27 protein-coding genes are annotated in these 26,415 nt (G+C 57.4%); 15 read left to right on the top strand and 12 right to left on the bottom strand.

Annotation, left to right across the window (positions count from 1 at the left end; genetic code table 11):
• The first annotated feature begins 53 nt into the window (after positions 1 to 53).
• The 12 genes from boxC (at position 54) to AC2TAD_RS14340 (ending at position 12,335) form a co-directional block, all read left to right on the top strand.
• Positions 54 to 1,712, top strand: a complete 1,659-nt coding sequence (gene boxC / locus AC2TAD_RS14395; RefSeq protein WP_480868479.1) for a 2,3-epoxybenzoyl-CoA dihydrolase — start codon at positions 54 to 56, stop codon at positions 1,710 to 1,712.
• Positions 1,713 to 1,745: 33 nt separating this feature from the next.
• Positions 1,746 to 3,197 carry a benzoyl-CoA 2,3-epoxidase subunit BoxB gene (gene boxB / locus AC2TAD_RS14390; RefSeq protein ID WP_480868477.1) on the top strand — a complete coding sequence of 484 codons (1,452 nt, stop codon included), beginning with the start codon at positions 1,746 to 1,748 and terminating at the stop codon, positions 3,195 to 3,197.
• A gap of 80 nt (positions 3,198 to 3,277) precedes the next feature.
• Positions 3,278 to 3,445 (top strand): hypothetical protein, encoded by a 168-nt coding sequence (locus tag AC2TAD_RS14385; RefSeq protein ID WP_170783010.1) that lies wholly within the window; start codon positions 3,278 to 3,280, stop codon positions 3,443 to 3,445.
• Entirely contained in the window at positions 3,442 to 4,632 is a 1,191-nt protein-coding gene (gene boxA / locus AC2TAD_RS14380; RefSeq protein WP_480868475.1) for a benzoyl-CoA 2,3-epoxidase subunit BoxA, read from the top strand. The genes AC2TAD_RS14385 and boxA overlap by 4 nt, the downstream gene beginning before the upstream one ends.
• Positions 4,632 to 5,078, top strand: coding sequence for an acyl-CoA thioesterase (locus AC2TAD_RS14375; protein ID WP_480868473.1), 447 nt, complete (start codon positions 4,632 to 4,634; stop codon positions 5,076 to 5,078). Before boxA ends, AC2TAD_RS14375 begins: the two co-directional genes overlap by 1 nt.
• Before the next feature lie 64 nt (positions 5,079 to 5,142).
• Entirely contained in the window at positions 5,143 to 6,063 is a 921-nt protein-coding gene (locus tag AC2TAD_RS14370; RefSeq protein WP_480868471.1) for a helix-turn-helix transcriptional regulator, read from the top strand.
• A gap of 48 nt (positions 6,064 to 6,111) precedes the next feature.
• On the top strand, positions 6,112 to 7,620 hold the full coding sequence (locus AC2TAD_RS14365) for an enoyl-CoA hydratase-related protein (RefSeq protein WP_480868469.1): 1,509 nt from the start codon (positions 6,112 to 6,114) through the stop codon (positions 7,618 to 7,620).
• A 403-nt stretch (positions 7,621 to 8,023) separates the two neighbouring features.
• A complete protein-coding gene (locus AC2TAD_RS14360) occupies positions 8,024 to 8,929 on the top strand; it encodes a LysR substrate-binding domain-containing protein (protein WP_480868467.1) in 906 nt (301 codons plus the stop codon).
• Positions 8,930 to 9,017: 88 nt separating this feature from the next.
• Positions 9,018 to 10,199, top strand: a complete 1,182-nt coding sequence (locus AC2TAD_RS14355; protein WP_480868466.1) for a CaiB/BaiF CoA transferase family protein — start codon at positions 9,018 to 9,020, stop codon at positions 10,197 to 10,199.
• Positions 10,196 to 10,906 (top strand): glutathione S-transferase C-terminal domain-containing protein, encoded by a 711-nt coding sequence (locus AC2TAD_RS14350; protein WP_170724620.1) that lies wholly within the window; start codon positions 10,196 to 10,198, stop codon positions 10,904 to 10,906. The genes AC2TAD_RS14355 and AC2TAD_RS14350 overlap by 4 nt, the downstream gene beginning before the upstream one ends.
• A gap of 28 nt (positions 10,907 to 10,934) precedes the next feature.
• Positions 10,935 to 11,348, top strand: coding sequence for a GFA family protein (locus AC2TAD_RS14345; RefSeq protein WP_170355221.1), 414 nt, complete (start codon positions 10,935 to 10,937; stop codon positions 11,346 to 11,348).
• Between the two features lie 78 nt (positions 11,349 to 11,426).
• Complete coding sequence (locus AC2TAD_RS14340; protein WP_480868464.1) at positions 11,427 to 12,335, top strand: carbon-nitrogen hydrolase family protein; 909 nt, start codon at positions 11,427 to 11,429, stop codon at positions 12,333 to 12,335.
• A 9-nt stretch (positions 12,336 to 12,344) separates the two neighbouring features.
• Here AC2TAD_RS14340 and AC2TAD_RS14335 read toward each other — a convergent pair whose 3' ends face one another.
• Together AC2TAD_RS14335 and AC2TAD_RS14330 are read right to left on the bottom strand one after the other, a co-directional pair.
• Positions 12,345 to 13,973: an FAD-binding oxidoreductase gene (locus AC2TAD_RS14335; RefSeq protein ID WP_480868463.1), complete on the bottom strand. Its 1,629-nt coding sequence runs from the start codon at positions 13,971 to 13,973 to the stop codon at positions 12,345 to 12,347.
• 80 nt (positions 13,974 to 14,053) lie between these two features.
• Positions 14,054 to 14,674, bottom strand: coding sequence for a glutathione S-transferase family protein (locus AC2TAD_RS14330; protein ID WP_480868461.1), 621 nt, complete (start codon positions 14,672 to 14,674; stop codon positions 14,054 to 14,056).
• 112 nt (positions 14,675 to 14,786) lie between these two features.
• On the opposite strand from AC2TAD_RS14330, the gene AC2TAD_RS14325 reads away from it, so the two are divergent.
• Positions 14,787 to 15,686 (top strand): LysR family transcriptional regulator, encoded by a 900-nt coding sequence (locus AC2TAD_RS14325; protein ID WP_480868459.1) that lies wholly within the window; start codon positions 14,787 to 14,789, stop codon positions 15,684 to 15,686.
• A gap of 29 nt (positions 15,687 to 15,715) precedes the next feature.
• On the opposite strand, the gene AC2TAD_RS14320 is transcribed toward AC2TAD_RS14325, so the two are convergent.
• From AC2TAD_RS14320 to AC2TAD_RS14275, 10 genes are all read right to left on the bottom strand, one after another.
• Complete coding sequence (locus tag AC2TAD_RS14320; RefSeq protein WP_480868457.1) at positions 15,716 to 16,537, bottom strand: inositol monophosphatase family protein; 822 nt, start codon at positions 16,535 to 16,537, stop codon at positions 15,716 to 15,718.
• Positions 16,534 to 17,514, bottom strand: a complete 981-nt coding sequence (locus AC2TAD_RS14315; protein ID WP_480868455.1) for a zinc-dependent alcohol dehydrogenase — start codon at positions 17,512 to 17,514, stop codon at positions 16,534 to 16,536. Before AC2TAD_RS14315 ends, AC2TAD_RS14320 begins: the two co-directional genes overlap by 4 nt.
• Before the next feature lie 24 nt (positions 17,515 to 17,538).
• Positions 17,539 to 18,360 (bottom strand): RibD family protein, encoded by an 822-nt coding sequence (locus AC2TAD_RS14310; RefSeq protein ID WP_480868454.1) that lies wholly within the window; start codon positions 18,358 to 18,360, stop codon positions 17,539 to 17,541.
• A gap of 36 nt (positions 18,361 to 18,396) precedes the next feature.
• Positions 18,397 to 19,176 carry a class I SAM-dependent methyltransferase gene (locus AC2TAD_RS14305; RefSeq protein ID WP_480868452.1) on the bottom strand — a complete coding sequence of 260 codons (780 nt, stop codon included), beginning with the start codon at positions 19,174 to 19,176 and terminating at the stop codon, positions 18,397 to 18,399.
• Positions 19,160 to 19,555, bottom strand: a complete 396-nt coding sequence (locus tag AC2TAD_RS14300; protein WP_480868450.1) for a 6-pyruvoyl trahydropterin synthase family protein — start codon at positions 19,553 to 19,555, stop codon at positions 19,160 to 19,162. The genes AC2TAD_RS14305 and AC2TAD_RS14300 overlap by 17 nt, the downstream gene beginning before the upstream one ends.
• Before the next feature lie 12 nt (positions 19,556 to 19,567).
• Positions 19,568 to 20,641 carry a glycosyltransferase family 4 protein gene (locus AC2TAD_RS14295; protein ID WP_480868448.1) on the bottom strand — a complete coding sequence of 358 codons (1,074 nt, stop codon included), beginning with the start codon at positions 20,639 to 20,641 and terminating at the stop codon, positions 19,568 to 19,570.
• Positions 20,638 to 21,540 carry a lysylphosphatidylglycerol synthase transmembrane domain-containing protein gene (locus AC2TAD_RS14290; RefSeq protein WP_480868446.1) on the bottom strand — a complete coding sequence of 301 codons (903 nt, stop codon included), beginning with the start codon at positions 21,538 to 21,540 and terminating at the stop codon, positions 20,638 to 20,640. Before AC2TAD_RS14290 ends, AC2TAD_RS14295 begins: the two co-directional genes overlap by 4 nt.
• A complete protein-coding gene (locus AC2TAD_RS14285; RefSeq protein ID WP_480868444.1) occupies positions 21,537 to 23,150 on the bottom strand; it encodes a sulfatase-like hydrolase/transferase in 1,614 nt (537 codons plus the stop codon). The genes AC2TAD_RS14290 and AC2TAD_RS14285 overlap by 4 nt, the downstream gene beginning before the upstream one ends.
• Positions 23,147 to 23,767: a CDP-alcohol phosphatidyltransferase family protein gene (locus AC2TAD_RS14280; protein ID WP_480868442.1), complete on the bottom strand. Its 621-nt coding sequence runs from the start codon at positions 23,765 to 23,767 to the stop codon at positions 23,147 to 23,149. Before AC2TAD_RS14280 ends, AC2TAD_RS14285 begins: the two co-directional genes overlap by 4 nt.
• A gap of 201 nt (positions 23,768 to 23,968) precedes the next feature.
• Positions 23,969 to 24,703, bottom strand: a complete 735-nt coding sequence (locus tag AC2TAD_RS14275; protein WP_480868441.1) for an endonuclease/exonuclease/phosphatase family protein — start codon at positions 24,701 to 24,703, stop codon at positions 23,969 to 23,971.
• Between the two features lie 85 nt (positions 24,704 to 24,788).
• Between AC2TAD_RS14275 and AC2TAD_RS14270 the strand changes: the two genes are divergently transcribed.
• Both AC2TAD_RS14270 and AC2TAD_RS14265 read left to right on the top strand, forming a co-directional pair.
• Positions 24,789 to 25,370: a YceI family protein gene (locus AC2TAD_RS14270; protein WP_480868440.1), complete on the top strand. Its 582-nt coding sequence runs from the start codon at positions 24,789 to 24,791 to the stop codon at positions 25,368 to 25,370.
• A gap of 165 nt (positions 25,371 to 25,535) precedes the next feature.
• Entirely contained in the window at positions 25,536 to 26,378 is an 843-nt protein-coding gene (locus AC2TAD_RS14265; RefSeq protein ID WP_170754275.1) for a cytochrome P460 family protein, read from the top strand.
• Positions 26,379 to 26,415 lie beyond the last annotated feature (37 nt).

The raw sequence follows: 26,415 nt of genomic DNA, 5'->3' as shown, positions 1-26,415 counted from the left end.
TTACTCGATACATGCAGCGCACTATCCTGCATGTCTGAACGTAGGAGTTGCACATGACCAAGGTCATCAATTTTCAGACCCATCCATCGCAGTATCGCCATTGGCGGGTGGAATATGAAGGGCCGATTGCGAACCTGTTTATGGATGTCGACGAAGATCAAGGGCTGTTCGAGGGGTATCAACTCAAGCTGAACTCTTACGATCTGGGCGTCGATATCGAACTGGCCGATATTGTGCAACGGATGCGCTTTGAACATCCCGAAGTGAAAGTGGTCGTCATGCAATCCGGTAAGGACCGGGTGTTCTGCGCGGGTGCCAATATCCGGATGCTCGGGGGGGCGGCCCACAGCCACAAGGTGAACTTCTGCAAATTCACCAATGAGACGCGCAACACCTACGAAGCTGCCGAAAAGGACAGCGGCCAGAAATATATTGCCGCCGTCAAAGGCGCTTGCGCAGGGGGTGGCTACGAGCTAGCGCTGGCCTGCAACCACATCATGCTGACCGATGACAGCACGTCCTCGGTCGCGCTGCCCGAAGTGCCTTTGCTGGCGGTTCTACCCGGAACTGGTGGGCTGACGCGGGTGACGGATAAACGCAAGGTGCGGCGCGATCTGGCAGATGTGTTCTGCTCGACCGAAGAAGGGGTCAAAGGCAAGAGGGCGCTGGATTGGCGTCTGGTGGATGAGGTCGTGCCGAACTCCAAGTTCGACGCCACCGTGCAAGAACGTGCCCGCGAATTCGCCGCCGCGATGCCCAAGCCGGATGCCACAGGGGTTGCTTTGGGTCCGTTGGACAAGACGGTCGGCGAAGATGGATCGGTCACGTATAGCCTGATTGAAGTGGCTGTTGATCGGGATGTCCGCAAGGCGACCGTGACGATCAGCGGCCCGGATGCCGACGCTCCGCAGGACATGGCCGCGTTCACGGCGCAGGGGGATCAGGCCTATCTGTTGCGGCTGGCGCGCGAACTGGACGACGCCATCCTGCACCTGCGCCTGAATGAGATGGAGTTGGGGCTTCTGGTCTTCCGCACCCAAGGCGACCCCGAGCTGTTCCAGGCGCATGAGGCGCTGTTGCTGGTCAACCGTGACCACTGGCTGGCCAACGAGGTGCTGCAGTATTGGAAGCGCCTACTGAAACGGATCGACGTCACATCACGGTCGATGTCAGCGCTGGTCGAACATGGCTCGTGCTTTACCGGTATTCTGGCCGAAATCCTGTGGGCGGTGGATCGCACATATATGATGGAAGACGAGTTCGAAGGCGACAATCGTCCCTTGGCGACGGTCACTCTGACTGATGCGAATTTTGGACCTTTGCCCATGGGCAATGACCTGACCCGGCTTGAAACCCGGTTCTACGGCACGCCCGATGCGGCGGGCCAGATGGAAGACCATAAAAACACCGCGCTGGATGCCGAAGCTGCCGACGAGCTGGGCCTTGTGACGATGATCCTGGATGACATCGACTGGGAAGACGAGATCCGCATCTTCGAGGAAGAGCGCGCCTCATTCAGCCCCGATGCAATGACCGGGATGGAGGCGAACCTGCGTTTCGCGGGCCCCGAAACCATGGAAACCCGCATCTTTGGCCGCCTGACCGCATGGCAGAACTGGATTTTCAACCGTCCCAATGCGGTGGGTCCCGATGGCGCGTTGCAACGGTACGGCACCGGGCTACGCGGCGAATATGACATGGAACGTGTGTGACAGGTTCCGCCCGAGCTTCATCAGGAGAAAGACATGCTAGACGTCATCAACGTAAGTTACGACACTCAGATCCCCAACAATGTCGGCCTGAGTCAGGACCGCAAGGTACTGAAAGCGCTTGAGAAATGGCATCCCGGCTATATCGACTGGTGGAACAAGCTGATCCCACAGAACTTTCAGGAATCCATGGTCTATCTGCGCACTGCCGTCAGTGTTGACCCCAAAGGCTGGGCCAAGTTCGACTATGTGAAAATGCCGGAATACCGTTGGGGCGTTCTGCTGGCTCCGCAGGTCGAAGAACGCATCATTCCAATGGGTGAGCATAAGGGTGAGAAAGCATGGCGGGAGGTGCCGGGCGAATACCGCAACATGCTCAAACGTCTGATTGTCATTCAAGGCGATACCGAGCCGGGCTCGGTCGAGCAGCAGCGGTTCTTGGGACTGACTGCGCCGTCGCTTTATGACATGCGCAACCTGTTTCAGGTCAACGTGGAAGAAGGCCGCCACCTGTGGGCGATGGTCTATCTGCTGCAGAAATACTTTGGCAAGGATGGCCGGGAAGAGGCGGATGACCTGCTGATCCGGTCCTCGGGCTCTGAAGAAGCGCCGCGGATGTTGGGCGCCTTTAACGAAGAAACGCCCGATTGGCTGTCTTTCTTCATGTTCACCTATTTCACTGACCGTGACGGCAAGATGCAGTTGGAAAGTCTTGCGCAATCTGGATTTGATCCGCTCAGCCGAACATGCCGCTTTATGCTGACCGAAGAGGCCCACCATATGTTTGTGGGCGAAACCGGTGTCAGCCGTATCGTGCAACGCACCTGCGAGGCGATGAACGAGGCCGGTTTGACCGACCCCTACGATATCGGCAAAGTGCGTGATCTGGGCGTGATCGACCTGCCGACGATCCAGAAAAAGCTGAACCTACACTATTCGCTGTCGCTGGACCTGTTCGGGCAGGAGGTCTCGACCAATGCCGCCAACGCCTTCAACGCGGGTATCAAGGGCCGGTATATGGAGAACCGTATCGACGACGACCACATGCTGCAAAGCGACACTTATGCAGTTAAATCCATTGTTGATGGGGCGATCGTGACGCAGGATGTACCTGCGCTGACCGCGATCAACATGCGGTTGCGCGACGACTATGTCCGCGATGCCTCGGGCGGTGTCGGGCGTTGGAACAAGATCATTCAGAAGGCCGGGATCGAATTCAACTTGGCCCTGCCAGACGAGGCGTTCCACCGCCAGATTGGCGTCTTTGCCGCGATCAAGGCCAATCCCGAAGGCGATATCATCTCTGAGGCGGAATGGGCCGCGAATGCCGACAAATGGCTGCCGTCCAAGGAAGATGGGGCCTATATCCAGTCGCTTATGGTGCCGTGCTATGAGCCCGGCAAATACGCAGGCTGGATCTCGGCCCCAAAGGTTGGGATCGATAACAAGCCTGGCGATTTCGAATATGTGAAACTGCACATGGCCTGATCTCGGGCCTGTTTGGCAGGGCAGTGGGGACCCCCTCTGCCGGCCGCATCTTGCCAGCCAACGCGGGAAGGAAATGGATGATGGCGGCGGAACGCTCCGCACTCAGCGCAGACAAGGCCGAGATACAGCCCAATCACTCGGTTATCCGGGGGCGTTGTCTTGGCTGTGACACCTGCACCGGCATCTGCGCAGCACTTATCGACGCCATGACCCTTCCCGCCCTTATCCAGCGACGGCATAAATCATGAACAAACCCATCAAACAGCACCTGATCGACCCGGAAATCTGTATCCGTTGTTACACCTGCGAGATGACCTGCCCCGAACAGGCCATCGAACATGACGACAACAACGTGGTTGTGAATGCGGATCTGTGCAACTTCTGCATGGATTGCATCCCGGTCTGCCCGACCGGTTCGATCGACGAATGGCGCGTCGTGACCGAGCCTTACAGCCTTGAGCAGCAATATGAGTGGGAGGAGTTGCCGGAACAAGAGGATCTGGTCTCGGATGACGCCGACACCGGGATTGAGGCGCTGGATGATGCGATGGCCGCGTTGCTGGCCGATGCCCATAAGGGTGCGGGGGGCAAATCCAAGGCCCCCGCCACGGCGTCGAAACCCACGATCAATCTGTACAACTTGGGCAAACCTGTTCAAGCCGTTGTGCAGGGCAACTACCGCCTGACCGAGGCGTCCTCGGACAGTGACGTGCGCCATATCATTCTTGATTTTCAGGGCCACCCGATGCCGGTTCTGGAAGGTCAGTCGATCGGGATCATCCCGCCCGGCACCACCGGCGAAGGGCAGCCGCACCTGCCGCGGCTTTACTCCGTGTCCAGCCCGCGCGATGGCGAACGTCCCGGTTTCAACAACGTCTCACTGACCGTCAAACGCGAAGAGGGCGGCGTTTGCTCGAACTATGTCTGTGATCTGAAAAAGGGTGATGCGGTCAATGTTACCGGCCCGTTCGGGTCGACCTTTCTGCTGCCTGATGATCCCGACGCGCGCATCCTGATGATCTGCACCGGCACCGGCTCGGCCCCGATGCGCGCCTTTACCATGCGCCGTCAGCGCAAGGTGGGCACGATCCACGGTGGCATGACGATGTTCTTCGGGGCGAGAACGCCTGACAGCTTGCCCTATTTCGGGCCGTTGCAGAAAGTGCCCAAGACGCTGTTGGATCAGCATCTGGTATTCAGCCGGCAAGAGGGGCAGGACAAGGAATATGTTCAGGACAGGATGCTGGCCAAACGAGACATCGTCGCCGACTTGCTGCAAGACACCAACAGCTACGTTTATATCTGCGGCCTGCGGGATATGGAGGACGGGGTCGAGCAAGCTCTGACCGAAATCTCGGCGGGCGTTGGACAGGACTGGACCGCGCTGCGGGATCAGATGCGCGACGCGGGTCGATACCACGTGGAGACCTATTGATGTTGGTCCGGCCGGCCTCGGCCTATCGGCATGATATCCGGGTGACGTGGGGCGATTGCGACCCGGCGCGCATCGCCTATACCGGGCGCCTGCCATGGTTCGCACTGGATGCGATCAACGCCTGGTGGGAAGAGCATCTGGGTCAGGGCTGGTATCAGCTGGAACTGGACCGCAATGTCGGCACGCCCTTCGTCCGGCTTGAGATGGACTTCAAATCGCCGGTCACGCCCCGGCACACGCTGGCCTGTCACGTATGGCCCAGTCGGTTGGGCACATCCTCCATCACGTTTCGCGTCGATGGCGAACAGGATGGCCAACTGTGCTTTTCGGCCCAGACCGTCAGCGTCTTCATCGTGGCAGACGCGTTTGAAAAACGCCAACCTCCGCAGGATATCCAAGACCTGTTGGCTCCGTTTTTGTGTGACGCGGAGCAGACCGGGACATAACCGTTTTCCTTTTTGGTCCGGCGAACGTATTGTGCATTATTATACACATTCGGAATTGCGAAACATGGCGGAAATTACAACCTTCAGCGGGGTGTCGACCCAGATCGACACGGAATCCGAGATCGAACGCAGCATCTCGGCGCTGATGGTGCAGGTGGGTGAACGGGTCCGCAGCGCGCGTGAACGCAAGGGCATTTCTCGTCGGGTTCTGTCCGAAAGCTCGGGCGTGTCACAGCGCTATCTGGCGCAGCTTGAATCCGGGACGGGCAATATTTCGATCGGGTTGCTGCAACGGGTCGCGCATTCGTTGGATCACCGAATCGAGTGGTTTGTTGGCGCAGAAGATCCGTGGAATTCCACAAGCCTACGCGTGGCCGAGCTATTTTCTGCAGCCGATAGCGAAACACGTGATCAGGTGTTGCAGGCGCTCTCGCCGGGCAGCGATCAGGGTGGACGGGCACAGCGCGTCTGTCTGATTGGCTTGCGCGGTGCGGGGAAATCGACGCTTGGTAAACTTGCGGCTGAACAACTGGATGCGCCATTTTTGGAGCTGAACAAAGAAATCGCCCTGCATGGCGGAATGCCGATTGACGAGATCCTCGCCCTTTACGGGCAGGAAGGCTATCGCAAGCTTGAGGCCGGGTCTTTGGATCGGGTCATCGAAAACTATGACCGCGTGATCCTGGCTGTGGCCGGTGGCATCGTGTCCGAGCCTGAAACTCTTAACAAGTTGCTGTCCAGTTTCCATACGATCTGGCTGAAGGCCTCGCCGCAGGAGCATATGGACCGGGTGCGCGCGCAGGGTGATGAGCGGCCCATGGCGGGCAATGCCGACGCGATGGAGCAGCTGACCTCGATCCTGGCAAGCCGAGAGGTTCTTTATGCGCGGGCGCGGTTCATGCTGGACACGTCGGGGCGGGCGCTGGACCAGTCGCTGGATGAATTGGTGACGATGATCCGGACGCAAAAGCTGTTGGAAGCGTGACCTAGGCCTATATCCGTACATAAGTGAACTATAACGCAGAAGGAGCCGATGATGGCCGTGGATGTCTGGCGTCAGGGAGCCGTCGGGTTTGTCAGGCTGAACAACCCGCCTGTGAATGCCATCGGTCTCAGCATTCGGCAGGGCTTGCGGGATGCGGTGGCTTGGGTTCAGGCACAGAAAGGTCTGTCGCGGGTGGTGCTGCATGGATCACAGCGCGCATTTGCTGCGGGTGCGGACGCGCGAGAGTTTGACACGCCGCCAGTTGCGCCGCATTTGCCGGAAATTTTGAATGGGATTGAGGCCTCGGACGTGCCGTGGGTTGCGGCGATCACGGAGGGTGCGTTGGGCGGTGGGTGTGAGCTGGCGCTGGCCTGCCGCTATCGGATCGCGGCGCCGGGTGTCCGGATTGGCCTTCCCGAGGTGACGCTGGGCGTGGTGCCCGGCGCGGGCGGCACGCAACGCTTGCCCCGCCTGATCGGGATTGCGGCTGCTGTCGAGTTGATTGCAACCGGCAAGCCCGTTCCGGCTGAACAGGCCGAAGCCTTGGGGCTGGTGGACGGTATCGCAGAGGACCCGGTGGATGTTGCGCTGCATCTGGACGTAGGCACGCTGGAGCTGTCTGTGCCGCCCGGATTGCGGGACCGGCCCGCCGCAGATGATACGGCGATTGCGGCCGCGCGCGCCGATGTCTCGCAGCGGATGCCCCACCAGATCGCGCCGCCAAAGGCGATTGATCTGGTGGCCCTGTCGACCACGGCCACTTTGTCGGAAGCAATGGCCCAAGAACGCGCGACGTTTTTGGACCTGCGGCAAGGCGCACAAGCCCGCGCCCTTCGCCATATCTTCTTTACGGAACGCGCTGTGCGTGGGCAGGACGCCCCCAGCACTAGCCACATCGCAAATCGCATTCTCGCGCGGTACCACGAAGCGGCGGATACGGTGCTGATGGATGGCTCGACCCCGTGGGAGGTGGACGAGGCCATGGTCGAATTCGGCTATACCATGGGCCCTTACGAGGCGCAGGACCTGAACGGTGTGGACATCGCTCTTGCCAATCGCCGCGAAAACGCCCCGCGCGACCCGAACCGCCGAAATATTCCCATCGCGGACCGGATGCTCGAGCTGGGCAAGCTGGGCAAAAAGGTCGGAGCAGGCTGGTATCGATATCCCGGCGGGGGTGGGAAGGTTGACGACCCGATCGTGGCCGACCTGGCATTGGAGGAGGCACATTTCGCAGGGATCACCCGCTGTGACTATTCTGAGGAGGAGATCAGGGACAGGCTGCTATGTGCGATGATCAACGAAGCGGTTGGTCTGCTTGACGAAGGAATTGCCTTATCGGCTCGAAGTATTGATCTTGTTACCGTAAGAAGCTGTGGCTTCCCACGGTGGCGTGGTGGGTTGATGTTTTATGCGGATACGATCGGGGCTGAAACTATCTTGGCGCGTCTGGATACCTATGCGAACGAAGACAGTTTGGTTTGGGCACCCAGCCCTTCCCTGCGATATTGCGTGGAAAACAACGTCTGCCTGTCTGACCGGTTTCCGACCAAGTGACACTTGGAGACCCACAGTTAAACTTATCTGTTTAGAAAAGATCAGACGTTCGGGATTGTTGGAAGAAGAGTTCTCATAAACTGAGGAAGAGATGTCAAAACAGCGGCTTGAGCCCGGAATGGGCTTTCTGACTTCGCCAGTTCTGAGAGAAATAGGCCCGTCTTTGAGGTCGATCCCCAGACGCCGGAGTTCACCACTTGTGCCGATGTTCTGTGCATTCGCATAGGAACATGGTTAAACGCCCGGAAAGGTAATATGACGCGAGTGAATAGGCGTCACGGAGTTATCAACCAAACAGCGTTTTCTGGTTTGCTAAAAACTGTATGAGATAGCCATGTACTGTGCGAAAGGGATTTGATCTGCTCTGGCTGTTCATCTCCCGAACGATGGCTAAGATGGCGCCATGTCCAAGGTCAGACCGCGCATTCCACATGATTATTTTCCGCCTTTTGGTGGGTTGAAATCCTTCTACGAGGTTGCTTTGACCGGCAGCGCCGTCAAGGCAGCGGAACGCTTGCAAGTTTCGGCGTCGTCTATCAGCCACCAAGTCAAGTCGCTTGAATCCGAATTGGGGGTCCGGTTGGTCGAAAACCGCAAGGGACGTCTGTTTCTGACCGCCGATGGCGCACAGTTTTTTGATCAGATCAAAGGGCCGATGTTCGAGATACTGCGCGCGACCGAGGCCATCCGTTCGATGCCGGGACGCAAGCGGATATCTTTGACTCTGACGCCGTCTTTTGCAGCCGGCTGGCTGTTGCCGAGGCTTTCCGATCTTGAACGTAGCCACCCCGATCTTGAGGTCAATTTGGTCACCACAACACGTGTGGTTGATCTAGAACGGGAAAATGTTGATCTGGCAATCCGGCGGGGAATGGGCGAGTGGCCTCAAACGGTTGTAACTCCGCTTATGCGCGAAGTCATCGTGCCCGTGATTTCGCCTGCGTTTGCTCAGACGATTGGGGGTATGGCGCTGGCGGAAGTTTTGAAAACCCAGCGGGTTTTGGCAAATACGACCGTGGATGCAGAATGGGATCACTGGTGCCAGGCGCGGGGGTTTCAACCTCCGGCGGCCAATCAGCGGTACAGTCTTGAAACCTATGAATTGACGATTCAGGCGGCACAGGACGGTTTGGGTATTGCTTTGGGCCGCAGGCCGCTGGTGGATTCTTTGCTTTCTGCTGGCGTTCTGTGCGCGCCTTTTGATCTGCCCGACGCCGACAATATCGGCTATTATGTCGCGCGGCCCGATGGTGCCATGCGGTCCGATGTCAAGCGGTTCCATGACTGGTTGCTGACGCAAAGGAATTGAATTTTTTTCAACTCTTGCTGAGGTTTTTGCAGTACAAACCTGTTCCTTCGCAACCTAGCTTCAAACTAAGGTTTGCAGGAGTTTGGCGATGGCCCAGCACAGTGACATTCAGCGCAACGGCCCCCTGTCGGGCATCAGGGTCATTGATCTGACCGCCGTTGTGTCCGGCCCCATGAGCACGATGATCCTTGCCGATCAGGGAGCCGATGTAATCAAGATCGAACGCGCCGACGGCGACTTTACCCGTCACGTGGCGACTCGCCGAGGGGGACATTCGGCCTCTTACCTGAACAATAACCGCAACAAACGCTCGGTGTTGGCCGATCTGAAAAATCCCGATGATATCGCCATGATCAAGACGCTGGTGCAGGACGCCGACGTGTTTATCCAGAATTTCCGCCCCGGTGTCGTGGATCGTCTTGGGCTTAGCTATGAAGTGCTGAGTGTGCTCAACCCCCGGCTGGTCTATATGTCCATTTCTGGGTTCGGGTTCGACGGACCTTTGGCCAATAAGCCTGTCTATGACCCGCTGATACAGGCGTTATCGGCGCTGACCACGGTTCAGGCCGGATCGGACGAGGAGCGTCCGCGTCTGGTCCGCACGATCCTGCCCGACAAGCTGACGGCGGTACAGGCCAGTCAGGCGGTGACCGCCGCGCTGTTTGCCCGCGAACGCACAGGAAAGGGCCAGAAGGTCACGCTGTCGATGCTGGACACAGTGGCGGCTTTCCTCTGGGCCTCGGACATGAACGGCCACACCTTTGTGGGCGATGAGATGGAGGTTGAAGCCAGCCAGTCTTTCCATGATTTGATCTATGAGGTGAAAGGCGGATACCTCAGTATTTCGATCATGCAGAACAAACATTGGGAGGCTCTGGCCCATGCCACAGGTCGCCCTGATATCATCGACGACGAACGCTTTAAAACGACCGAGTTGCGCGACATCAACCGGGACGCGCGGCTGGACTTGACGCAAGAGATGGTGCGTGACCTTGACCGTGACACGTTGTTGACTGCACTGGAAGAGGCGGGTGTCCCCTGTGCCCCTGTCCTGACACGACGCGAGATGCGCCAACATCCGCAGCTCGAGGCCAATGGTATGTTCGTCGAATATGACCACCCGACTGCCGGTCGCCTGCGGCAGACCCGGCCGGCTGCCGTGTTTCATGGTACTCCGGCGACCGACTTGCGCCCCGCGCCGGAACTGGGCGAACACACTGCCGAGGTCCGTGCGAGCCTGACCCCAAACCCTCTGGCGGATGCATCATGATTGACTTCTATTACTCCCCCACACCGAACGGTTGGAAAGTCGCGATCATGCTGGCCGAAACTGGTTTGGATCATCGCACCATTCTTATGAACCTGCGCGGTGGCGACCAGTTCCAACCCGACTTTCTGGCGATCAGCCCAAACGCCAGGATGCCGGCCATTCTGGACCATGACGCAGACGGTGGCCCGCTGAGTGTTTTCGAAAGCGGCGCCATCATGTTGTACCTGGCAGATCGCAGCGGCCAATTCGGCCCCGAAACCCCACGCGAGCGGATCGCCTTTACCGAATGGCTGTTCTGGCAGGCAGCCAATCAGGGTCCGATGGGCGGTCAACTGAGCCATTTTGTGAACTATGCGCCGAAGGACCAGCCCTATTCCCACAAGCGATACAAGGGCGAGTTCGAACGATCTCTGGCGGTCCTAGAGAACCGGCTTGAGGGGCGCGAGTATATGTTCGACCGCTATACGATCGTAGATATGATGTGTTTTCCGTGGGCCTTCATCGCGAAACCTTTAGGCGTTTCATTGGATGCTTTTCCAAACGTTGCCGCCTGGCGTCAACGGATCAAGGCACGCCCTGCCGTTCGTGATGCGATCAACCTGCACAAAAACGCTCAATTCACGGGCAAAGCCACGGCGCAGCAGAACGAAACCCTGTTCAACCAATCGGCCGCCCACCTGATGCCAACAAAAGAGAAGTCCCAATAAAATCAGAACCACCAGCAAGGAGACACCAATGCCCAAGATCGAAGGAAGCTGCCTGTGCGGACAGGTCACCTATAGTTCTAGCGCCGATGAGCCTGCCATGATGGTCGTCTGCCATTGTCCGGATTGCCAGCGGCAAAGCGGCTCGGCCTATTCGACCAATGTGCTGGTGCCGACCGCGTCGATCGCATTCGAGGGTGACAGCCGCAGGACCTATGTGATGAACGGGGCATCCGGGCAGCCGGTGACCCGTAATTTCTGCGGCAATTGCGGCTCGCCCCTGTCGACCGAGATGCCGGCCTTTGGTGACCTTGCGGCGGTAAAGGCGGGGACGTTGCAGGACAGTTCATGGGTCAAGCCATCGATCCAGATCTGGTGCAATTCTGCGCAACCCTGGGGCCCGGTTTCGGATGAAATGGACAAAGCGCCGGCCAATCCGGGCTAAACGTCTGATTTGACACACTGGCCCGTGCCTGATGAGATCATGCGCGGGTCATAGTTAAAACGAGCAGGACATTGCCTTATGAAAGTTGCCGCTGTTCAGGCCGCTCCGGTCTTTCTTGATCCACAGGCCAGCACGGACAAGCTGATCGCCCTGCTGCGGGATGCGGCATCCAATGGGGCCGAATTGGTTGTCTTCCCCGAGGTGTTTTTGTCCGGCTATCCCGTATGGCTGCGCGCCCCGAGCGTGGCCCATAATGACGAGCTGCTGAAGATCGGGCATGTAGCCTATCTGAAGTCCGCGATTACGACCGACGGCCCCGAGATTGCTGCTATCTGTGCCGAGGCAACTGACCTTGGCGTTGCCGTCATGACCGGGATCGTTGAACGGGCTGGTTCGGGCGGTTCGGTTTATGCCTCGTTGGTGACAATCCTGCCCGACAAGGGTGTCGTGAATGTGCATCGCAAGCTCAAGCCGACGTTTCACGAAAGGCTGCTATGGGCCGATGGGGATGGGCATGGTCTGGCTGTTCAGGATTGGAAAGGCATCCGGGTCGGCGGTTTGAATTGCTATGAAAACTGGCAGCCTCTGGCCCGGCAAGCGCTGTACCAGCAGGGAGAACAGTTGCATATCGCAACATGGCCAGGTGATCTGGACGTAACCGACCACATCACACAATTCATCGCGATGGAGGGGCGAGTTTATGTTGTTTCGGTTTCGGGTCTGCTGCGCAGCAGTGACATTCCTGACAGCTTCCCCTTGCGAAAACACGTAACCGAGGGGCGCGATGTCATCAACGACGGCGGTAGCATGATCGCGGCACCCGGTGGCAAATTGATTGCGGGCCCAGTCACGGGCGAAGAGATCACGCTCTATGCTGAGATCGATGTGGATCAGGTTATCGCCGCACATCTGAAACTGGACCCGGCAGGGCATTACAGCCGTCGCGACATCCTTAGCCTCAACCAAAGCAAACAGCGGTTGGACTAACGGCAGCGGTCAGGCAGAGCCGAAGGTTTCATAGTGGATTTGGCTTCCGTCTATTCCGGCAGCTTCTAAACCTAACTTCAGATCAGTCACGAATCCGGCGGGACCGCAAAGCATGTAAAGCGCATCCGCACCGGTATCGAGCGCCAGAACCTCTGCGGCCGTGACACGGCCTTCTGCGTCGAAATCGCGGCCAACCAGATCGCCGCTGTCGGGTTGGCTGAAAAACACGCGTTTCCGTGCGCCGCGGGTCGCCGAGATCAGGCGGTCTGTTTCTTGGGACAGTGCATGGTGACGACCGTTGCGTGCGCCATGCACGAACCATACCTGGCGTCCGGTATTCTGTTGCGCCAACCGATGCAGCATGGCCATCATTGGTGTCAAACCAACACCCACGCTGACCAGAACCAAAGGGCGTGTTGAATCAGGTATCAGAAAATCACCAGCCGGAGGGCGGGCTTCGATCGTGTCTCCTGTTTTGATGCTGTCGTGTAAGAATTGCGATGCAGTCCCACCTGGCTCGCGCTTTACAGTGATCCGGTAAGTGTCTTCACCGGGTTTGCCCGACAGGGAATAAGACCGACGTATCTTTACATCATGCGCAGGTATTTCGAGGGCGATCGGCAAATGCTGCCCGGCTTGAAAGGGTGACAGAGTATCGCCCTCGGCCGGAGCGAGGTGGAACGATGTGATCCCCTCGGCCTCGGATTTCTTGTCGACTACGGTCAGGTTTTGCGACGGGGCAGGGTCCGCTGACCAACGTAACGAAAGTGCCTCGGTCCGTTCAATCACCGCGTCGATCGTAACGTCGATCATGCGCAAAATGTTTGGATCACGCGCTTCTTCGGGCGCCCAGTCGATCTTGGCGCGCCCGGTCAGATGCAAAAGTCCACCGGTTGCGAAATCGACAAACAACAATCCGACACGGGGGTCTTGCAGCAGATTTCCAATCGTGTTGAAAAAGTTATTCCCGGAATAATCCGGTATGCGCAACCGGGTTGGGCTGATCACGCGCACGAACCCTGGCTCACCGCCTCTATGCGAAGCGTCGTACCCATCCGAGGCCGCCTTTTGCGGGGCGTGATGACCGGAACCCAGGAAAAGCGTGTCAGCGGCACGGATGCGAGCGATTTGGCCGGGGCTGAGATGGTAGGATTCTTGGGCTTCTGTGGGCACGGTTCGCGGGGCGCGCCACCAGTCGCGTTCATTGATGTACTGCGGGCAGTTTCCGAATGTTTGGCGAATGTCTATGATCAGCCCTTGGTCTGAACGTCGGGTCCGGCCGCTAAGACGGTTGCGGCGCCTTGTGGCCAGTTCGATCCCGACGACCCCAATATCGGTCCCTTCCTGCAGGCTGTGTACCAGAGGGTCCAGCGGGTCAACTTGTGTATCCAACGTCAGGCGTTCCGGATCAGGAGACCCGATGAAACCATCAGGCCCTTCGATGATTGTTGCCCAGACCTGACCGTCCGAGTCACCTGAGGCGACGACGAGAAACGGTTGCGTCTGATAGAACGTACGGTGCTGTTCGGGCATGAAATCGCGTATATAGCGTGTTCCGATGGTGGCAATATTATCCGCGCCCGCGCGTTTTTGTGCGGCCAGTTCACCGGCATGGAATGGGGTATCTGCGTCGACCATCGGTTCACTCCTTCTTTATTTCCCAACACTGGGAACCCTTGCCCGAAGCTCTTTACACTCAAGTTTCGGGCAGGTTTGGTTCAGGCCACGAGGCCCGCAGCGGTGGAGGGCATCGGTTCAAAGCCATCCTGGGCCTCGAAACGCGCGATCCAGGCCCGTACGTTTGGGTAAGGGTCAAGCGAGACATTCCCCTCGGGCGCATGGGCGGTGTAGGAATAGCCAGCTACATCTGCAATGGTCGGGCGGTCGCCAACCAGCCAATCACGCCCCTCAAGGCCATTTTCTAGCTTTTTCATTGCCTTGGCTGCGGTGGCCGCGGCAAAATCGGCATCCAACGGAGCACCAAAGACTGTAATCAAACGTGCGGCACATGACCCAAACGCAATTTCACCTGCGGCAAGGGTCAACCATTTCTGGACAGCAGCTTCTCCGACTGGATCGCTGGGCATCCAGTCAGACGCATATTTCCGGGCAAGGTACACCAGAATTGCGTTCGAATCCGATACGACGACATCGCCATCTTGCAAGACCGGCACTTGACCGTTTGGGTTCATGTCCAGAAATTCTGGTGTCTTGTGCTCTCCGGCAGCCAGATCAACAAAGATGGCCTCATGCGCAATTCCTGCGAGCTGGGCGAAGACCAAAGCACGATGCGCGTGACCTGATTTCGGGAAATGGTGGATACGAACTGCGTCGGACATCTGTTGGCTCCTGTCATTCATAAGCTGTGTCTGACGGACAGATAACTCTTGCGAAGTTGGATGATAATTGTCAGATTTTGCGAATAATTAGGCCCTGAAAGGGCGCAATTAAATGGACAAGATTGATCGAATGCGCGCATTCGCGCTGGTGGCAAAAAATGCCTCTTTCACGTTGGCGGCGCAGCGGATGGGGCGTTCATCTCGACTGGTCAGCAAATATGTTGCTGATCTGGAAGAGGCATTGGGCGTGCAGCTTTTGAACCGTACGACACGCAGCGTATCCCTGACAGATGCGGGTGCGACGTATCTGGCAATGTGCGAACCGCTGCTGGATGGGTTTGACGAACTTGAGGAAACAGTCCGAAACGCCCAGAAATCACTGCGCGGCGTAATCCGGATTTCTGCGCCGACCGGCTTTGGCTCGGTGCGGCTTGCGCCGTCACTTGCGGCCTTTGCAACACAGCACCCCGAGGTCGAGATTGACCTGAACCTGTCCGACCGCAGGGTGTCGATCATTGATGAGGGTCTGGACCTCGCTATCCGGATAGGTCCGATGCGCGACAGTTCACTGAAAGTGCGTCAACTGGGGCAAATGCCTTTAATCGTATGCGCATCCCCCGCGTATCTGGACCGCGCAGGCACGCCGACAGACCCACGCGCCCTGGCGACACATGACTGCATTCTTGACGGGAACATGTCCGAGCCCGGGCTGTGGCGGTTCGATATCAAAGGCGAAGATGTGGCGGTTCCGGTAAGCGGACGGTTGCGCGCCAATGCCCCCGCAGCTTCGGCGCGTCTTGCGATGGATGGTGTGGCGATCGCACGATGTCCTGCTTACACAGTAGCTGAGGCTCTCAGGTCGGGTGCTTTGATCGAACTGTTTGCTACTTACCGTGTGGCACCTTATGTCGTCGCCGCTCTTTTCCCGCAAAATCGCCGTATGACGACCCGCGTCAGGCACCTGATCGACCACCTTGCAAAAGACGACCTCATCACAAACGCAGGCGCGTGACCAGGCGGGGGTATTTGTCTAAGATCACCTCAGACAATGAATTTGCGGAACGTATTTGCCAAGGCTGCGTTACTTGCCAGAAAAGAGCCTGACGAGAAGATGTCTTGATCCGGCCAAAGCGGGTGCACGACCCCTTTGGCTTCCTGCACCAACAGAATTCCTGCAGCCATGTCCCACGGACCCAGGTTCCGCTCCCAATACCCTTCAAGCCGCCCGGCGGCGACATAGGCAAGATCAAGGGCCGCAGCGCCGTTTCTGCGAATACCGGCACACTCTGGCATAAGTCGTTCAAGGTCCTGAAGGGCAGGTTTCAGATAGGTCACACGCCCCCCGGCAGGGACGCCAGTGGCAAACAAAGCTGCGGTCAGATCACCTTCGCCGCTGACCGATATCTGTCGCCCGTTCAAAAATGCGCCGCAGCTGCGTTCGGCTGTGAACATTTCGGCTTTCTGGGGATCGTAGATCAAGGCAGCCAGTACATCGTCGCCATCACATAACGCTATGGATATGGCCCAATGGGGAATACCTTTCAGGAAATTCGTCGTCCCGTCCAACGGATCCACCACCCATCGCAAAGCCGTCCCGATGCCCGCGCGCGTTCCAGTCTCTTCACCGAGCCAACCATACTTGGGATAGGTCGCGGTCAGGTGCAGATTGATTTCCGCTTCTGCCGTGCGATCTGCGTCGGATACGAAGTCGCCTTTGGATTTTTGTGAAATGTTTAGCGTGTCGCGGGTCTTGAAGGCTTGTTGCAACCCGGCCCCGGCGCGAAGCGCGGCCCGTGCCATCGCTTGCATGTGTTCAGACGCCTTGGGCGACAGCCAAGGAGTAACTTCCTGCGGCAACGTCATCTGTTGGAATACCGTATTCTATGGCAGAGGGTCGATGGATCTTCCAGAATAGACCCGTAATTCTCTGGAAGATCTGCGAATTCAGTTTCACCCGAAATCAATGCGTCCAGAACTGGGTCTGCCAACAGGTCAATCGCCTTGGTTAGCCGCATTTTGTAGTCCCAGCGCGCTCCCAAATGTGCGGGGATACGACCGACTTGGCTGCTGATGATCCGCAACCGCCTTTGATGGAATCGGGCACCAAGCGGCACGGTCGTGAGGTGATCACCATACCAACTGGCCTCGATAATCGTTGCTTCGACACCGGCAGCGTTTATTGCTGTCGCCAATCCGCTTGAGGTGGCTGAGGTGTGGATGACCATGTCTGCGTCTTCGGGCACGTTTTCGGGGGCGGCAAATGCACAACCCAACTGTCCGGCAAGGGCGGCCTTGTCCGGGTTGATGTCCACTATGCAAACCTCGGTTCCTGGCGTTCTGGCGCACAGGTATCCGGTCAGCGCGCCGACAACACCGCCGCCAACAATGGTCACTTTGCTGCCTGCGCAAACGCCCGCGTCCCACATGATGTTCAATGCCGTTTCCATATTGGCCCCCAACACGGCGCGGGCAGGAGGAACGGATGGGTTGATCGAAATGGCCGCATGTGAGGGTATGCTGAACCGTGTCTGGTGGGGATATAGCGCGAATACAGTCTCACCCTCACGCGGTCCGGATTGAACGGTGCCAACAGCCGAGTAGCCATATTTGACGGGGAAGGTGAAATCGCCTTGCTGAAACGGCGCACGCATGGTGCCATGTTCGCTGCGCGGTACCTGACCGTAAAACACAAGCCGTTCGGTGCCCCGGCTGATGCCCGAGAACAGGGTGGACACTTGTACATGGTCCAGGCCATCAAGGATGTCCGTTTCGCGTATTTCAGTGCTAGCGGCTTTGGTAATCCATAAAGCCCGTGTAGGCTGTTCTGGGTTGGCGGTCATTGTTCAAAGTTCAACTTATTCGCGTTAGGACGCATGAGCAGCGTTCCGGCAGGGTAAGGGGTAGGTGGCCACTTGTTCATGTCGAGGTTCCAGTGTGCAGTCAAACAGGACGTCGGTACCCAAACCATAGACGTCCGTCTTGGGCCGAAGGGCCTGCGCTAGGCTGGCGACCGGTGATGTGGTCAGCCCTTGTGGTCCGGCCCCGATCAATAGGGGTGCAACCGCGACATGCAGCCGGGTCAGCAGCCCTGCTTCAAGAAACTGAGCAATCGTGATGCCGCCACCTTCGATCAAGACGCGATTCAATCCGCGCTGACGCAAGGCGCCCAGGATTTGTGCTGGCGAAATCCAATGGGTGCGCGGCAACTTGACCACTTCGATATGGTCGGGACGCGGTGCATCTACCGATTGGATGACTATGCACCGGGCGTTCATGTCCTGCATCAGACCGATATCGTTTGGCATCCTCCCGTTTGGGTCAATGATCACGCGGACCGGATTTTGACCTTTGACGAGGCGAACGGTGAGGCGTGGGTTGTCATGCAGTGCAGTTTTAACGCCGATCACAACCGCATCCGACAAAGCCCGTAGACGGTGTAAATGTACCAGCCCTTCGCGCCCCGAGATGTCTTTGGCATCGCCCGACACAGTTGCAATCCGTCCGTCCAGTGATTGCCCGATCTGCCCGATTACCTGACCCGAGGGGTTCGGCTGTGCTAACGCTCCGTAGACAGAGATAGCCCGCTTTTCGCCTTCCGTCCAATCCGGATCGCACAGACAACCATGACCCGCTCGAACGGCAAGAATGCGGTCCCAAACCCTGGGTGTTACGTCAACGTCGTGCATTGGTTTCTCCGCATTCTGTATAGAGTTGAGCGACTGTCATCGCGGTACCGATAAGTGATCAGTGTGCCCAATCATCCCAAGCGTTTCCGCGACTGCGCCCCGCCTGTCTCTTCCCCAATCGAGTGCGTGTTTCGCGCCAGCCTCGTGGGCTGCCTGCGCGATTCCGTCTAAAACTGCGTCATGCAGTTGGGTCTCTTGCGGCCCCAACCGCCAAGGGCTTTGTGCGGAAGCAACAGTGTAGCCCACTATTTCGCTCAATTCCGCAAACCGTGACCCGGATAACGGCCCCAGCGCTGGTCCCAAACCTTTGTCGTTCGTCTGGTGCCGGTTGAACGCAAGAGTGACGACACAGTCACGTTCATCGTTGGGTGTCCAGCTCATTTGGCCATCGTAGTTCAGGGCCGTGTAGATTGGTATGCCCGCATCGGCTGCACGGAGGATCAGAGCATTGATCCAGCTTTCGGGCACAAGATCGAACAAGGCCGAAGCCGTGATCAGGCCGACGTCCCCGAGCGGCAGATTTTTTACGTCACCGAGATTGCCGACGACGCATTCGGCTTCGGGATGGCGATCACTTGCAATACGCAACAGGGTCGCGTCGTTGTCGAAAAAGCGCCAACGCATCTTGCCGAACCCTGCTTGAACAAATGCCCGGGCCGTTGATCCGGTGCCACTGCCCAGATCCAGTACAACGGACCCATCCTGAACGCTGCCTGCGGCTCTAGCGAGCAGTTTTGGATCGCGGGCCCGGTGATCGGCTGGTTCCCGAAGATTCAGCCAATCCGGTTCAAAGCTGGTTTCAGATGTCTGCTTCATACCACCCACGCGCCACATGGCTTTCGTGCAGCTGCACCCGAATGTGTTTGACGCGGCCATTGTCGCCCAATCCGCTGGTTTTTGCGACCGTCTTGAGTTGATCCCAAATGTGATAGCAAAGAAACTCTGTCGTTGTGATCTTGCCCTTTAACGCTGGGACTTCGTCCAGATTGGCGTAGCGCAGCGGGGCAAGCGTGTTGGCCAGAGCCTCGGTGGCCAAGCCGATATCAACGACCAGACCGTTTTCATCCAGATCTTCGGTGTAAAACGCCGCATCCACCACGAAGGTCGCGCCGTGCATCCCTTGCGCGGGGCCAAAAACAGGAGAGGGTAGGGAATGTGCGATCATTACATGGTCGCGGACTTCAACAGCAAACATAGGCGGTCCAGTTCATTTCGTGGGTCCAGAGGGGAAAGGCGGCACAATTGACTCGGCCACCCGTTTGATGACATCGGCGAAATGCCGGGTTGTGTCGTGCCAGCTCGGCAACCCTGCCGACTGTTCCAGTGAAGCCTGCGCAGCTTTCACCAACTGATCCGGGTCTTCCAGCAGGGTGCGCAATTCGGCTGCAAAGGCATCGGGTTGATCGGCGGGCACAAGACGCCCGGCATGGCCAACCGTTTCGGGGACCGCACCGACTGCGCAGGAAACAACCGGCAGACCGTGCAGCATCGCCTCGCTCAGGACCATGCCGTAGCCTTCGTATCGTGTGGCCAGAGCGAACATACTTGCGCGTCGGTATGCATCCTCGATGGCGGCACCATCGACCTCGCCCCTTAGTTGGATACGATTGGCTAACCCTGCATTCGAGATCAGTGATTGCAATTCTGCGGTATAGTTTGGGTCTTGCGGGCGGCCGATAATTTCCGCTTGCCAAGGCAGGTCGGCAATTTGCGCCAAAGCAGAGATCAGAACGTCGTGGCCCTTGCGCGATGACAATAATCCAACACTCAGGATCAGCGGTGGTGAAACAGGTGCTGAACCAGTCATGGGGCGCAGGAAGCCGGGGCTTGCCACAGTAATCCGATCAGGGGACACACCGAAATCGGCCCAAAGCGTCTCCCCGATATGGGTGCTGGTCACGATGACATGGGCGACATGTTCCAGCACTGCGGCCTCGTTGCGGATCAAATCCTGTGCGCGGGCGGGATCTGTTCCGGTTTCCAGCCCAAGCGGATGGTGGACAAGCGCGATCACAGGTGCGGCAATACTGGCGACACCTTCGGGTGGCATGGCGCCCAGAGCCAAACCGTCCACGATAACCGGGGTAGAGGCAGGAACGGCCCGCAGAGCATTCAGCGCAGTTTCCATGTCATGCGCAGGTGCATTCGGAAAACTGCCGGGCAGTTCCAGATGCGCGGTTGGGCAGCCGATTTGGTTCAACAAATCCAATACGGTCGCATCATAGATATAACCGCCGGTGCGCTGGTCTTTGTCTCCGGGTATCGCAAAAACGGCGCTCATGATGCGTTTTCCAAGGGATTTGTGTTCAACTCAGCTTCGGAGGGCATAAAAACAAAAGCAACCGCAGGAAGGGCGGCCAACAGCATCACAGCACCATAACAGATACCCATCGCGATCCCAGCTTCGGGCGATGCCCCCAGTATGGGAAAAAGCGCGGCGGCGGCGCCTTCTCTCCATCCCCAACCGGCGATCGACAACGGAACCAGCATGGCGCACAAGACCAAGGGCAGAACTGTCACGCTTGCCTCAATCGATAGTTCTGTTCCAGTAGCACGGGCGCATGCATAGAGGCCGAAGATCAACAGAGCAGCGGCCGTCATGGCATGAGCCGAAATCTCTGGGCGGACCATCAGCACAAGGCAGAACTTCGTAAAACGGGCTGTCTTTTGAGCCGACGCCAGCCAGATCAACACACCGAAAGTCAGGGTAACGCCAGCTCCCAGCATCCATCCTGTCCCGCTGGGCCATTCGATTCCACCCGGCCACAACAAACTAACGGACAGACCGGCAAAAAGGACCGCAAACAGAGCCACCTGACCCATAAGCCGCTCGGCCACGACGGATTGCGCTGCGCGTTTCAGGTCGCCATGCTGGCGTGTTCGGATTGCACGGCTGACATCGCCAACGACACCACCGGGTAACAGGGAATTGGCGAGAAGGGCTAGAAAATATTCCTTTAGCGCTGCGCGGAAAGTCATCTTCAGCTCCAACGCCCGCGCGGTTAGCTGCCATCGCCGTGCCATTGATAGGGTGCTGCAATTCAAGGCAAGGATTGCTATCACAATCCAGAACGGCTGAGCTTCGCGCAGTCTTTCCCAGACCTCTCCGGCCGCGCTCCACCACAACACGACGCCCAACAGCGCAAGTGATCCGAACAGGCGAAACAGGCGGCCACTCATCTCGGTTTCCCCGCTAATTGCCCCGAAGAAGTGAAGGCTAACAGGAAATCATCGCGAAACGTATCCATCCGACGTACCGGGCCATCTGCGGCGGGCGCTAGACCGTCAGCCCAGCCCCAGTGGTTAATCAAAGACAGAACATCTGTGGGGCCGATAACATGGATCGGGACATCGCGATTGTCACTGCCAGCCACAAAACCTGCGGCTTGATGATCTCCTGCGACAATAACCAGTGGTGCTTGCTTACCCAGTTTTGCCACATGCGAAAACACTGCTTGCAAACTGTAGTCGACCGCGCGGCGATAGGCGTCCCGCACATCATCGTGATCCTGCCATAACTCGCGCGCGGGGGGGCCTTGCTCGGCCATCGGTGTGAAAACGGTTCCATCGCCCAGGTCCTGATCCCTGATCATCCGCGGGATCGGTGTCCATGGTGCGTGAGACGAGATCAGCGCAACTTGAATGAAATCAGGCCGTGGGTCGGGCGGTAGCAAATCCTTATAGGTCGCCAGAGTGAACTGATCAGGCATAGTCACCCAGCCAAAACGTTTTCCGCGATAAGGAATGTCCGCGGCTGCAAATATGTGATCGAACCCCATCACGGCGCTTTCGGGCCACGCCAGCGTAATCGCAGGCATGATCGCCGCCGTGCGATAGCCGGCATCCCGCGCATAGTGGAACAACCACTTTCGATTGCTGACCAGCATCGCGTTGTAGCGTCCGTTATCCGACGTCCAAAGTCCGGTCGACAAGGCGCCATGTGCCAGCCAGCTTTCGCCACCTGCCGTGGGTGAGGTCAGCCAGCCGCTTTTGACGGACAGTCCCGCTTGCGTAAGGGCCGTCTCGGCGCTTTGTAGCGTCGGCAGGTGGGTGTCGGAATACAGTGGATTATCAAAGCTCGCGCGGCCATAGCTTTCAATCCAGATCAGTAGAATATCGCGGCCCGAAAGCCTATCCAGCAAACCTTGCGCTTGGCGCATCGGATCTGCCCGCGCCTCGCGACGGAACACAGACAGATCGTCAACGGTTGCCTGCATCTCGGTCCCACGCTTGAACACCAGCCGGGATGTCCACGCCGTGCCCGGAGGGCTTTGATCAAAACGCCAGTATTTAAGGTGATGCCCGGCGTCCGCCACGGCCCAGGATCCTGTGATCATTATGCCAAGCACCGCAGCCGTCTTCGCCCAAACGGGGGGTGACAGAGACCCCCAGGCCTTCAACCCAAATCGCAGCAATACGAAATAGATGGCCACCAGCGCGCCGCCTGTCACAGCCATCGCTATGGCCAAGGGCCTGCCAACACTGTCTTGCAACAAGCCAAAACCTGCCTCGATCAAAAATGTATCGACGATTGGATTAAAGGTGCGGTTATACGCGGTGAACGTGGCGTAGTCAGCTAGTTTCATCAGGCTGGCTGCGATCAAAAGGGCCGCCAGAATTGACGCCACCCCAGGAATCCTTCCGAATGCGATCATGAACAAAAGGATCACGGGTAATTCCAGCGGCCAGCGATTCACCGCAGACCAATTCATTGTGCCGGGATGGTTCGGCAGGACCAAAGCGCAAAAGACCAAAAGAGCGCCGAGGACAAGTGCGAAAGATAACCTCATGAGTTGCGGCTCAGCAGCCAACGGATATCCACGCCAAATGAGTAACTCAGCGCGATTGACGCACTGATGGAAATCGGCGCGATCAGAAAGTGAGGTGCCAACGGGCAAATGAGGATCAAAAGTGCCGTGATCTGTACCACGCAGATGGTTTTGCGACGAAAGGATGGCCTAAGCTCTCCTTGCAGTCGGGGTATTGCCCAACCAGCAATAACAAAGGCATAGCGAGCAAAACCAAGGATCAGAACTTCGGCCTGTGTGGTTCCGGATAGCATCAGCCACAGCGCAAGCACTGCACCCAAGGCGGCATCGGTTTCCATGTCGAACCGCGCGCCAAAATCGGATTTCAGTCCAGAGCGACGGGCCAGCCAGCCGTCCAGGCCATCCATCGCAAATGCACTTGTTCCGATACAGAATATCACCCAGCCCGACACAGTGTCGGCGACAAAAAGCGTGCCGAAAAGGAACGCCACAAGGGCCGCGCGCAGCAAGGTTACGGTATTGCAAAGGCCCAGCAACCTGTGAGGGTACGAAGTTGCCAACCCCAGCCCGGCAAGGGCCGAGGCCACGAAGAACGCAAGTAGAACCCAAAAAACGGTTGGCAGGGTTAACCATGCCAAGATTGTCAGCCCACACCCAATCAAACCTACCTGAAGCCAAAAGGAGGTCAGGGGCGACATCAGCCAGAGAGACTGGCGGTCGGTTGTCACGCGCTGTGACGCTTGGACTTTGGATTGCGGTGTCATAATCTATTGTGATCTAGCGTAGATTTCCCTTTTGACTAATCTCTTAACAAATGCCGAGCGTCATTATTCAGGTGATCACGAAACCTTGACCGAAGCAATCAATGGTAAATGGTCTGACGCCATGCGCAGATTCGGCGTCGACATAGCCTGTGCATCAAAGACCCCATCAGGCCGATCAGTCATAATTCGGTCCAGAGGCAACAAAGGGCGGCGTGACGGAAAGGTCGCCCGCGCGGGTCCTGCAAGCTTTTGCCCAACAAGACGTCTGTGAAACATCAAACCACCCCACGGCCGCCATTCGTTCAAGTCACCCAGAAGAATTGTCTGCATCTTAGGGCGGCGCCGCAAATATTGCCCGATGATACGCATTTGTATGACGCGCAAGGGTTGGAACAGCGATAAATGCGTAGAGAGAATTCGCATATCGACGCCGTCTCGCAGGGTCTCGACCACGACCGCGCCGCGGTGGCAATGCCCCGGAAGATCGACAACATCGCGGTGGGTTACCTCAAGAAGCGGATGAAGAAATAGAATGGTTCCCAGGAATCCGTCGCTTTGTGATCCCCATCGCATCGCATGCTGATCATGCTGGTAAACCAAGCCGGTGTCGCCCTGTATACGGCGCATGTCTAAAATTCGCGCATGTGGCCGGCACTCGCCATCGGCCTCCTGCAAGGCTAAAACGTCCAGCCGAAGAGGGGCCAGATCAGAAGCGATGGTTCGATGGATACGATCGGGATCAACCCGCTTGTCCGCTCCCTTGGCGCGGTGAATGTTCCAAGTGGCACAAGTTAGACGGGTTAAGCGCATTTAGTTTACTTTGTCGGTGCAGGGCGCGGGCTATATGGTTGTTTGACTACCTTTATCTAGTTCGACAATCGTCAAGGGACCAGCCATGCGCAATATTGCTTTAAGCTTTCTGATCGCAACCTCTCCAATCGCAGCGGCCGCCGAAATGGCGAGCTACGAACTGGACCCCGAACATACGACAGTGTTTTTTACCATAGAACACATTGGATATGCCGACACGCTGGGGATATTCGGCAATGTGCAGGGTATTTTCGACTATGACACCGAGACGCAGGAACTGGCGAATGTTCAAGTCGCGATCGACGCCAAAAGCGTCAACACCTTTAACAAGGCGCGTGACGGGCACGTTAAAAACAAGGATTTTCTGCATGTCTCGGAGTTCCCCGAAATCACCTTTGTCGCAGAGTCTGGTACAGCCGCCACGGACAATGCGGGCACAGTGACCGGAGACCTGACGATATTGGGCGTGACCCAGCCGGTGACACTGAACGTGAAGTTGAACAAGGCTGAACCCTACCCATTTGGGCACAAACGGTTTGTGCTTGGGCTTTCGATAGAAGCCTCCATCAAACGCAGCGACTATGGCATGACTTACGCGGTCGAGAATGGCCTTGTGGGTGACCTTGTGAACATAAAAATCGAAACCGAAGCTATGCGGATCGAATGACCCGTTTCGGCCTGCACCAAGCTTAAAAATGGTCTCATTTTTTTGTGCGCGTTTGTGAACGGTGCATCCATTGCGTGCGTAGTTCATGTGCCTAATGTCCTGACCACAGCAAGCATCGCCGTTTGTCATGTTTCGGGCGGCTGCCAGCCAGTGAAAGGACATTTGATGAAATCGTTGGTAAAAGCCGCACTAAGGGCCGCCATAGTTGGCACCTCGCTGGGGACCGTTGTGAATGCCGGAGATATCCAGGCTGGTAGTGAAACGGCCGCGCAATGCGCCGCCTGCCACGGTAGTGCTGGTATCAGTACGGCCGACAACTTCCCAAACCTTGCCGGTCAAAAAGAAGGCTACATCAAAAAGCAGTTGATGGCGTTCAAAACCGAAAGCCGCAAGGATGATTTGATGAACGCCATCGCAGCGAACCTGTCCGATGCAGAGATCGATAATCTGGCCGCTTATTTCGCCAGCCTGCCCGGGGGCGAAGCTGGGGCGGTTGCCAGCAATGAAACGGGTCTTGACGGATCGTTGATGGCGTTCCCGAAGGATCATGAAACCACGTTCACCCGTTATCACCGCAAAGACTATGACGACCGTAAACAGGTTCGGTTCTTCAGCGGTAACGATTTGGCGCTTGAAGGGGTCAAGACCGGTCTGCCGTTCAAACCTGGTTCGTATTTCCTGGTCGAGATTTACGACGCTAAAAAAGACGCTGATGGTAATCTGCTAAAGGACGCTGAGGGTAAATTGATTGCTGGCGAGCGTAAGCTATTTACGGCAATGGAAAAGCGCGACGGTTGGGGGGATGATGTCCCTGAAATCTATAAGAATGACGATTGGCGTTATTCGGTCTTTGAAGTCGACGGCTCGAACAAGGCTGGTGTGAACGAAGCTCCGTGCATGGCCTGCCACAAGCCGCTGACCGAGGATGACTACGCGTTTACCGTTGACTGGGTCGAAGACTTCCACGCGTCACAAACGGCTGGCTATTCGCACAAGATCGTCGAGTAAAAGGGCGTTCGCCGCACTGTAGATTTCTGAAAACCCC

The organism is Ruegeria sp. HKCCD7628 (genome assembly GCF_057221005.1).
This window is presented reverse-complemented; position numbering and strand designations above follow the sequence as displayed.

What these genes read in the sequence shown, in the direction of transcription:
- boxC (WP_480868479.1), top strand. Translation starts at nt 54, where the DNA reads ATGACCAAGGTCATCAATTTTCAGACCCATCCATCGCAGTATCGCCAT.
- AC2TAD_RS14325 (WP_480868459.1), top strand. Translation starts at nt 14,787, where the DNA reads ATGGACAAGATTGATCGAATGCGCGCATTCGCGCTGGTGGCAAAAAAT.
- AC2TAD_RS14365 (WP_480868469.1), top strand. Translation starts at nt 6,112, where the DNA reads ATGATGGCCGTGGATGTCTGGCGTCAGGGAGCCGTCGGGTTTGTCAGG.
- AC2TAD_RS14370 (WP_480868471.1), top strand. Translation starts at nt 5,143, where the DNA reads ATGGCGGAAATTACAACCTTCAGCGGGGTGTCGACCCAGATCGACACG.
- AC2TAD_RS14275 (WP_480868441.1), bottom strand. Translation starts at nt 24,703, where the DNA reads ATGCGCTTAACCCGTCTAACTTGTGCCACTTGGAACATTCACCGCGCC.
- AC2TAD_RS14340 (WP_480868464.1), top strand. Translation starts at nt 11,427, where the DNA reads ATGAAAGTTGCCGCTGTTCAGGCCGCTCCGGTCTTTCTTGATCCACAG.
- AC2TAD_RS14305 (WP_480868452.1), bottom strand. Translation starts at nt 19,176, where the DNA reads ATGAAGCAGACATCTGAAACCAGCTTTGAACCGGATTGGCTGAATCTT.
- boxB (WP_480868477.1), top strand. Translation starts at nt 1,746, where the DNA reads ATGCTAGACGTCATCAACGTAAGTTACGACACTCAGATCCCCAACAAT.
- AC2TAD_RS14295 (WP_480868448.1), bottom strand. Translation starts at nt 20,641, where the DNA reads ATGAGCGCCGTTTTTGCGATACCCGGAGACAAAGACCAGCGCACCGGC.
- AC2TAD_RS14345 (WP_170355221.1), top strand. Translation starts at nt 10,935, where the DNA reads ATGCCCAAGATCGAAGGAAGCTGCCTGTGCGGACAGGTCACCTATAGT.
- AC2TAD_RS14265 (WP_170754275.1), top strand. Translation starts at nt 25,536, where the DNA reads ATGAAATCGTTGGTAAAAGCCGCACTAAGGGCCGCCATAGTTGGCACC.
- AC2TAD_RS14310 (WP_480868454.1), bottom strand. Translation starts at nt 18,360, where the DNA reads ATGCACGACGTTGACGTAACACCCAGGGTTTGGGACCGCATTCTTGCC.
- AC2TAD_RS14335 (WP_480868463.1), bottom strand. Translation starts at nt 13,973, where the DNA reads ATGGTCGACGCAGATACCCCATTCCATGCCGGTGAACTGGCCGCACAA.
- AC2TAD_RS14300 (WP_480868450.1), bottom strand. Translation starts at nt 19,555, where the DNA reads ATGTTTGCTGTTGAAGTCCGCGACCATGTAATGATCGCACATTCCCTA.
- AC2TAD_RS14270 (WP_480868440.1), top strand. Translation starts at nt 24,789, where the DNA reads ATGCGCAATATTGCTTTAAGCTTTCTGATCGCAACCTCTCCAATCGCA.
- AC2TAD_RS14315 (WP_480868455.1), bottom strand. Translation starts at nt 17,514, where the DNA reads ATGACCGCCAACCCAGAACAGCCTACACGGGCTTTATGGATTACCAAA.
- boxA (WP_480868475.1), top strand. Translation starts at nt 3,442, where the DNA reads ATGAACAAACCCATCAAACAGCACCTGATCGACCCGGAAATCTGTATC.
- AC2TAD_RS14320 (WP_480868457.1), bottom strand. Translation starts at nt 16,537, where the DNA reads ATGACGTTGCCGCAGGAAGTTACTCCTTGGCTGTCGCCCAAGGCGTCT.
- AC2TAD_RS14355 (WP_480868466.1), top strand. Translation starts at nt 9,018, where the DNA reads ATGGCCCAGCACAGTGACATTCAGCGCAACGGCCCCCTGTCGGGCATC.
- AC2TAD_RS14375 (WP_480868473.1), top strand. Translation starts at nt 4,632, where the DNA reads ATGTTGGTCCGGCCGGCCTCGGCCTATCGGCATGATATCCGGGTGACG.
- AC2TAD_RS14350 (WP_170724620.1), top strand. Translation starts at nt 10,196, where the DNA reads ATGATTGACTTCTATTACTCCCCCACACCGAACGGTTGGAAAGTCGCG.
- AC2TAD_RS14360 (WP_480868467.1), top strand. Translation starts at nt 8,024, where the DNA reads ATGTCCAAGGTCAGACCGCGCATTCCACATGATTATTTTCCGCCTTTT.
- AC2TAD_RS14385 (WP_170783010.1), top strand. Translation starts at nt 3,278, where the DNA reads ATGGCGGCGGAACGCTCCGCACTCAGCGCAGACAAGGCCGAGATACAG.
- AC2TAD_RS14285 (WP_480868444.1), bottom strand. Translation starts at nt 23,150, where the DNA reads ATGAGGTTATCTTTCGCACTTGTCCTCGGCGCTCTTTTGGTCTTTTGC.
- AC2TAD_RS14330 (WP_480868461.1), bottom strand. Translation starts at nt 14,674, where the DNA reads ATGTCCGACGCAGTTCGTATCCACCATTTCCCGAAATCAGGTCACGCG.
- AC2TAD_RS14290 (WP_480868446.1), bottom strand. Translation starts at nt 21,540, where the DNA reads ATGAGTGGCCGCCTGTTTCGCCTGTTCGGATCACTTGCGCTGTTGGGC.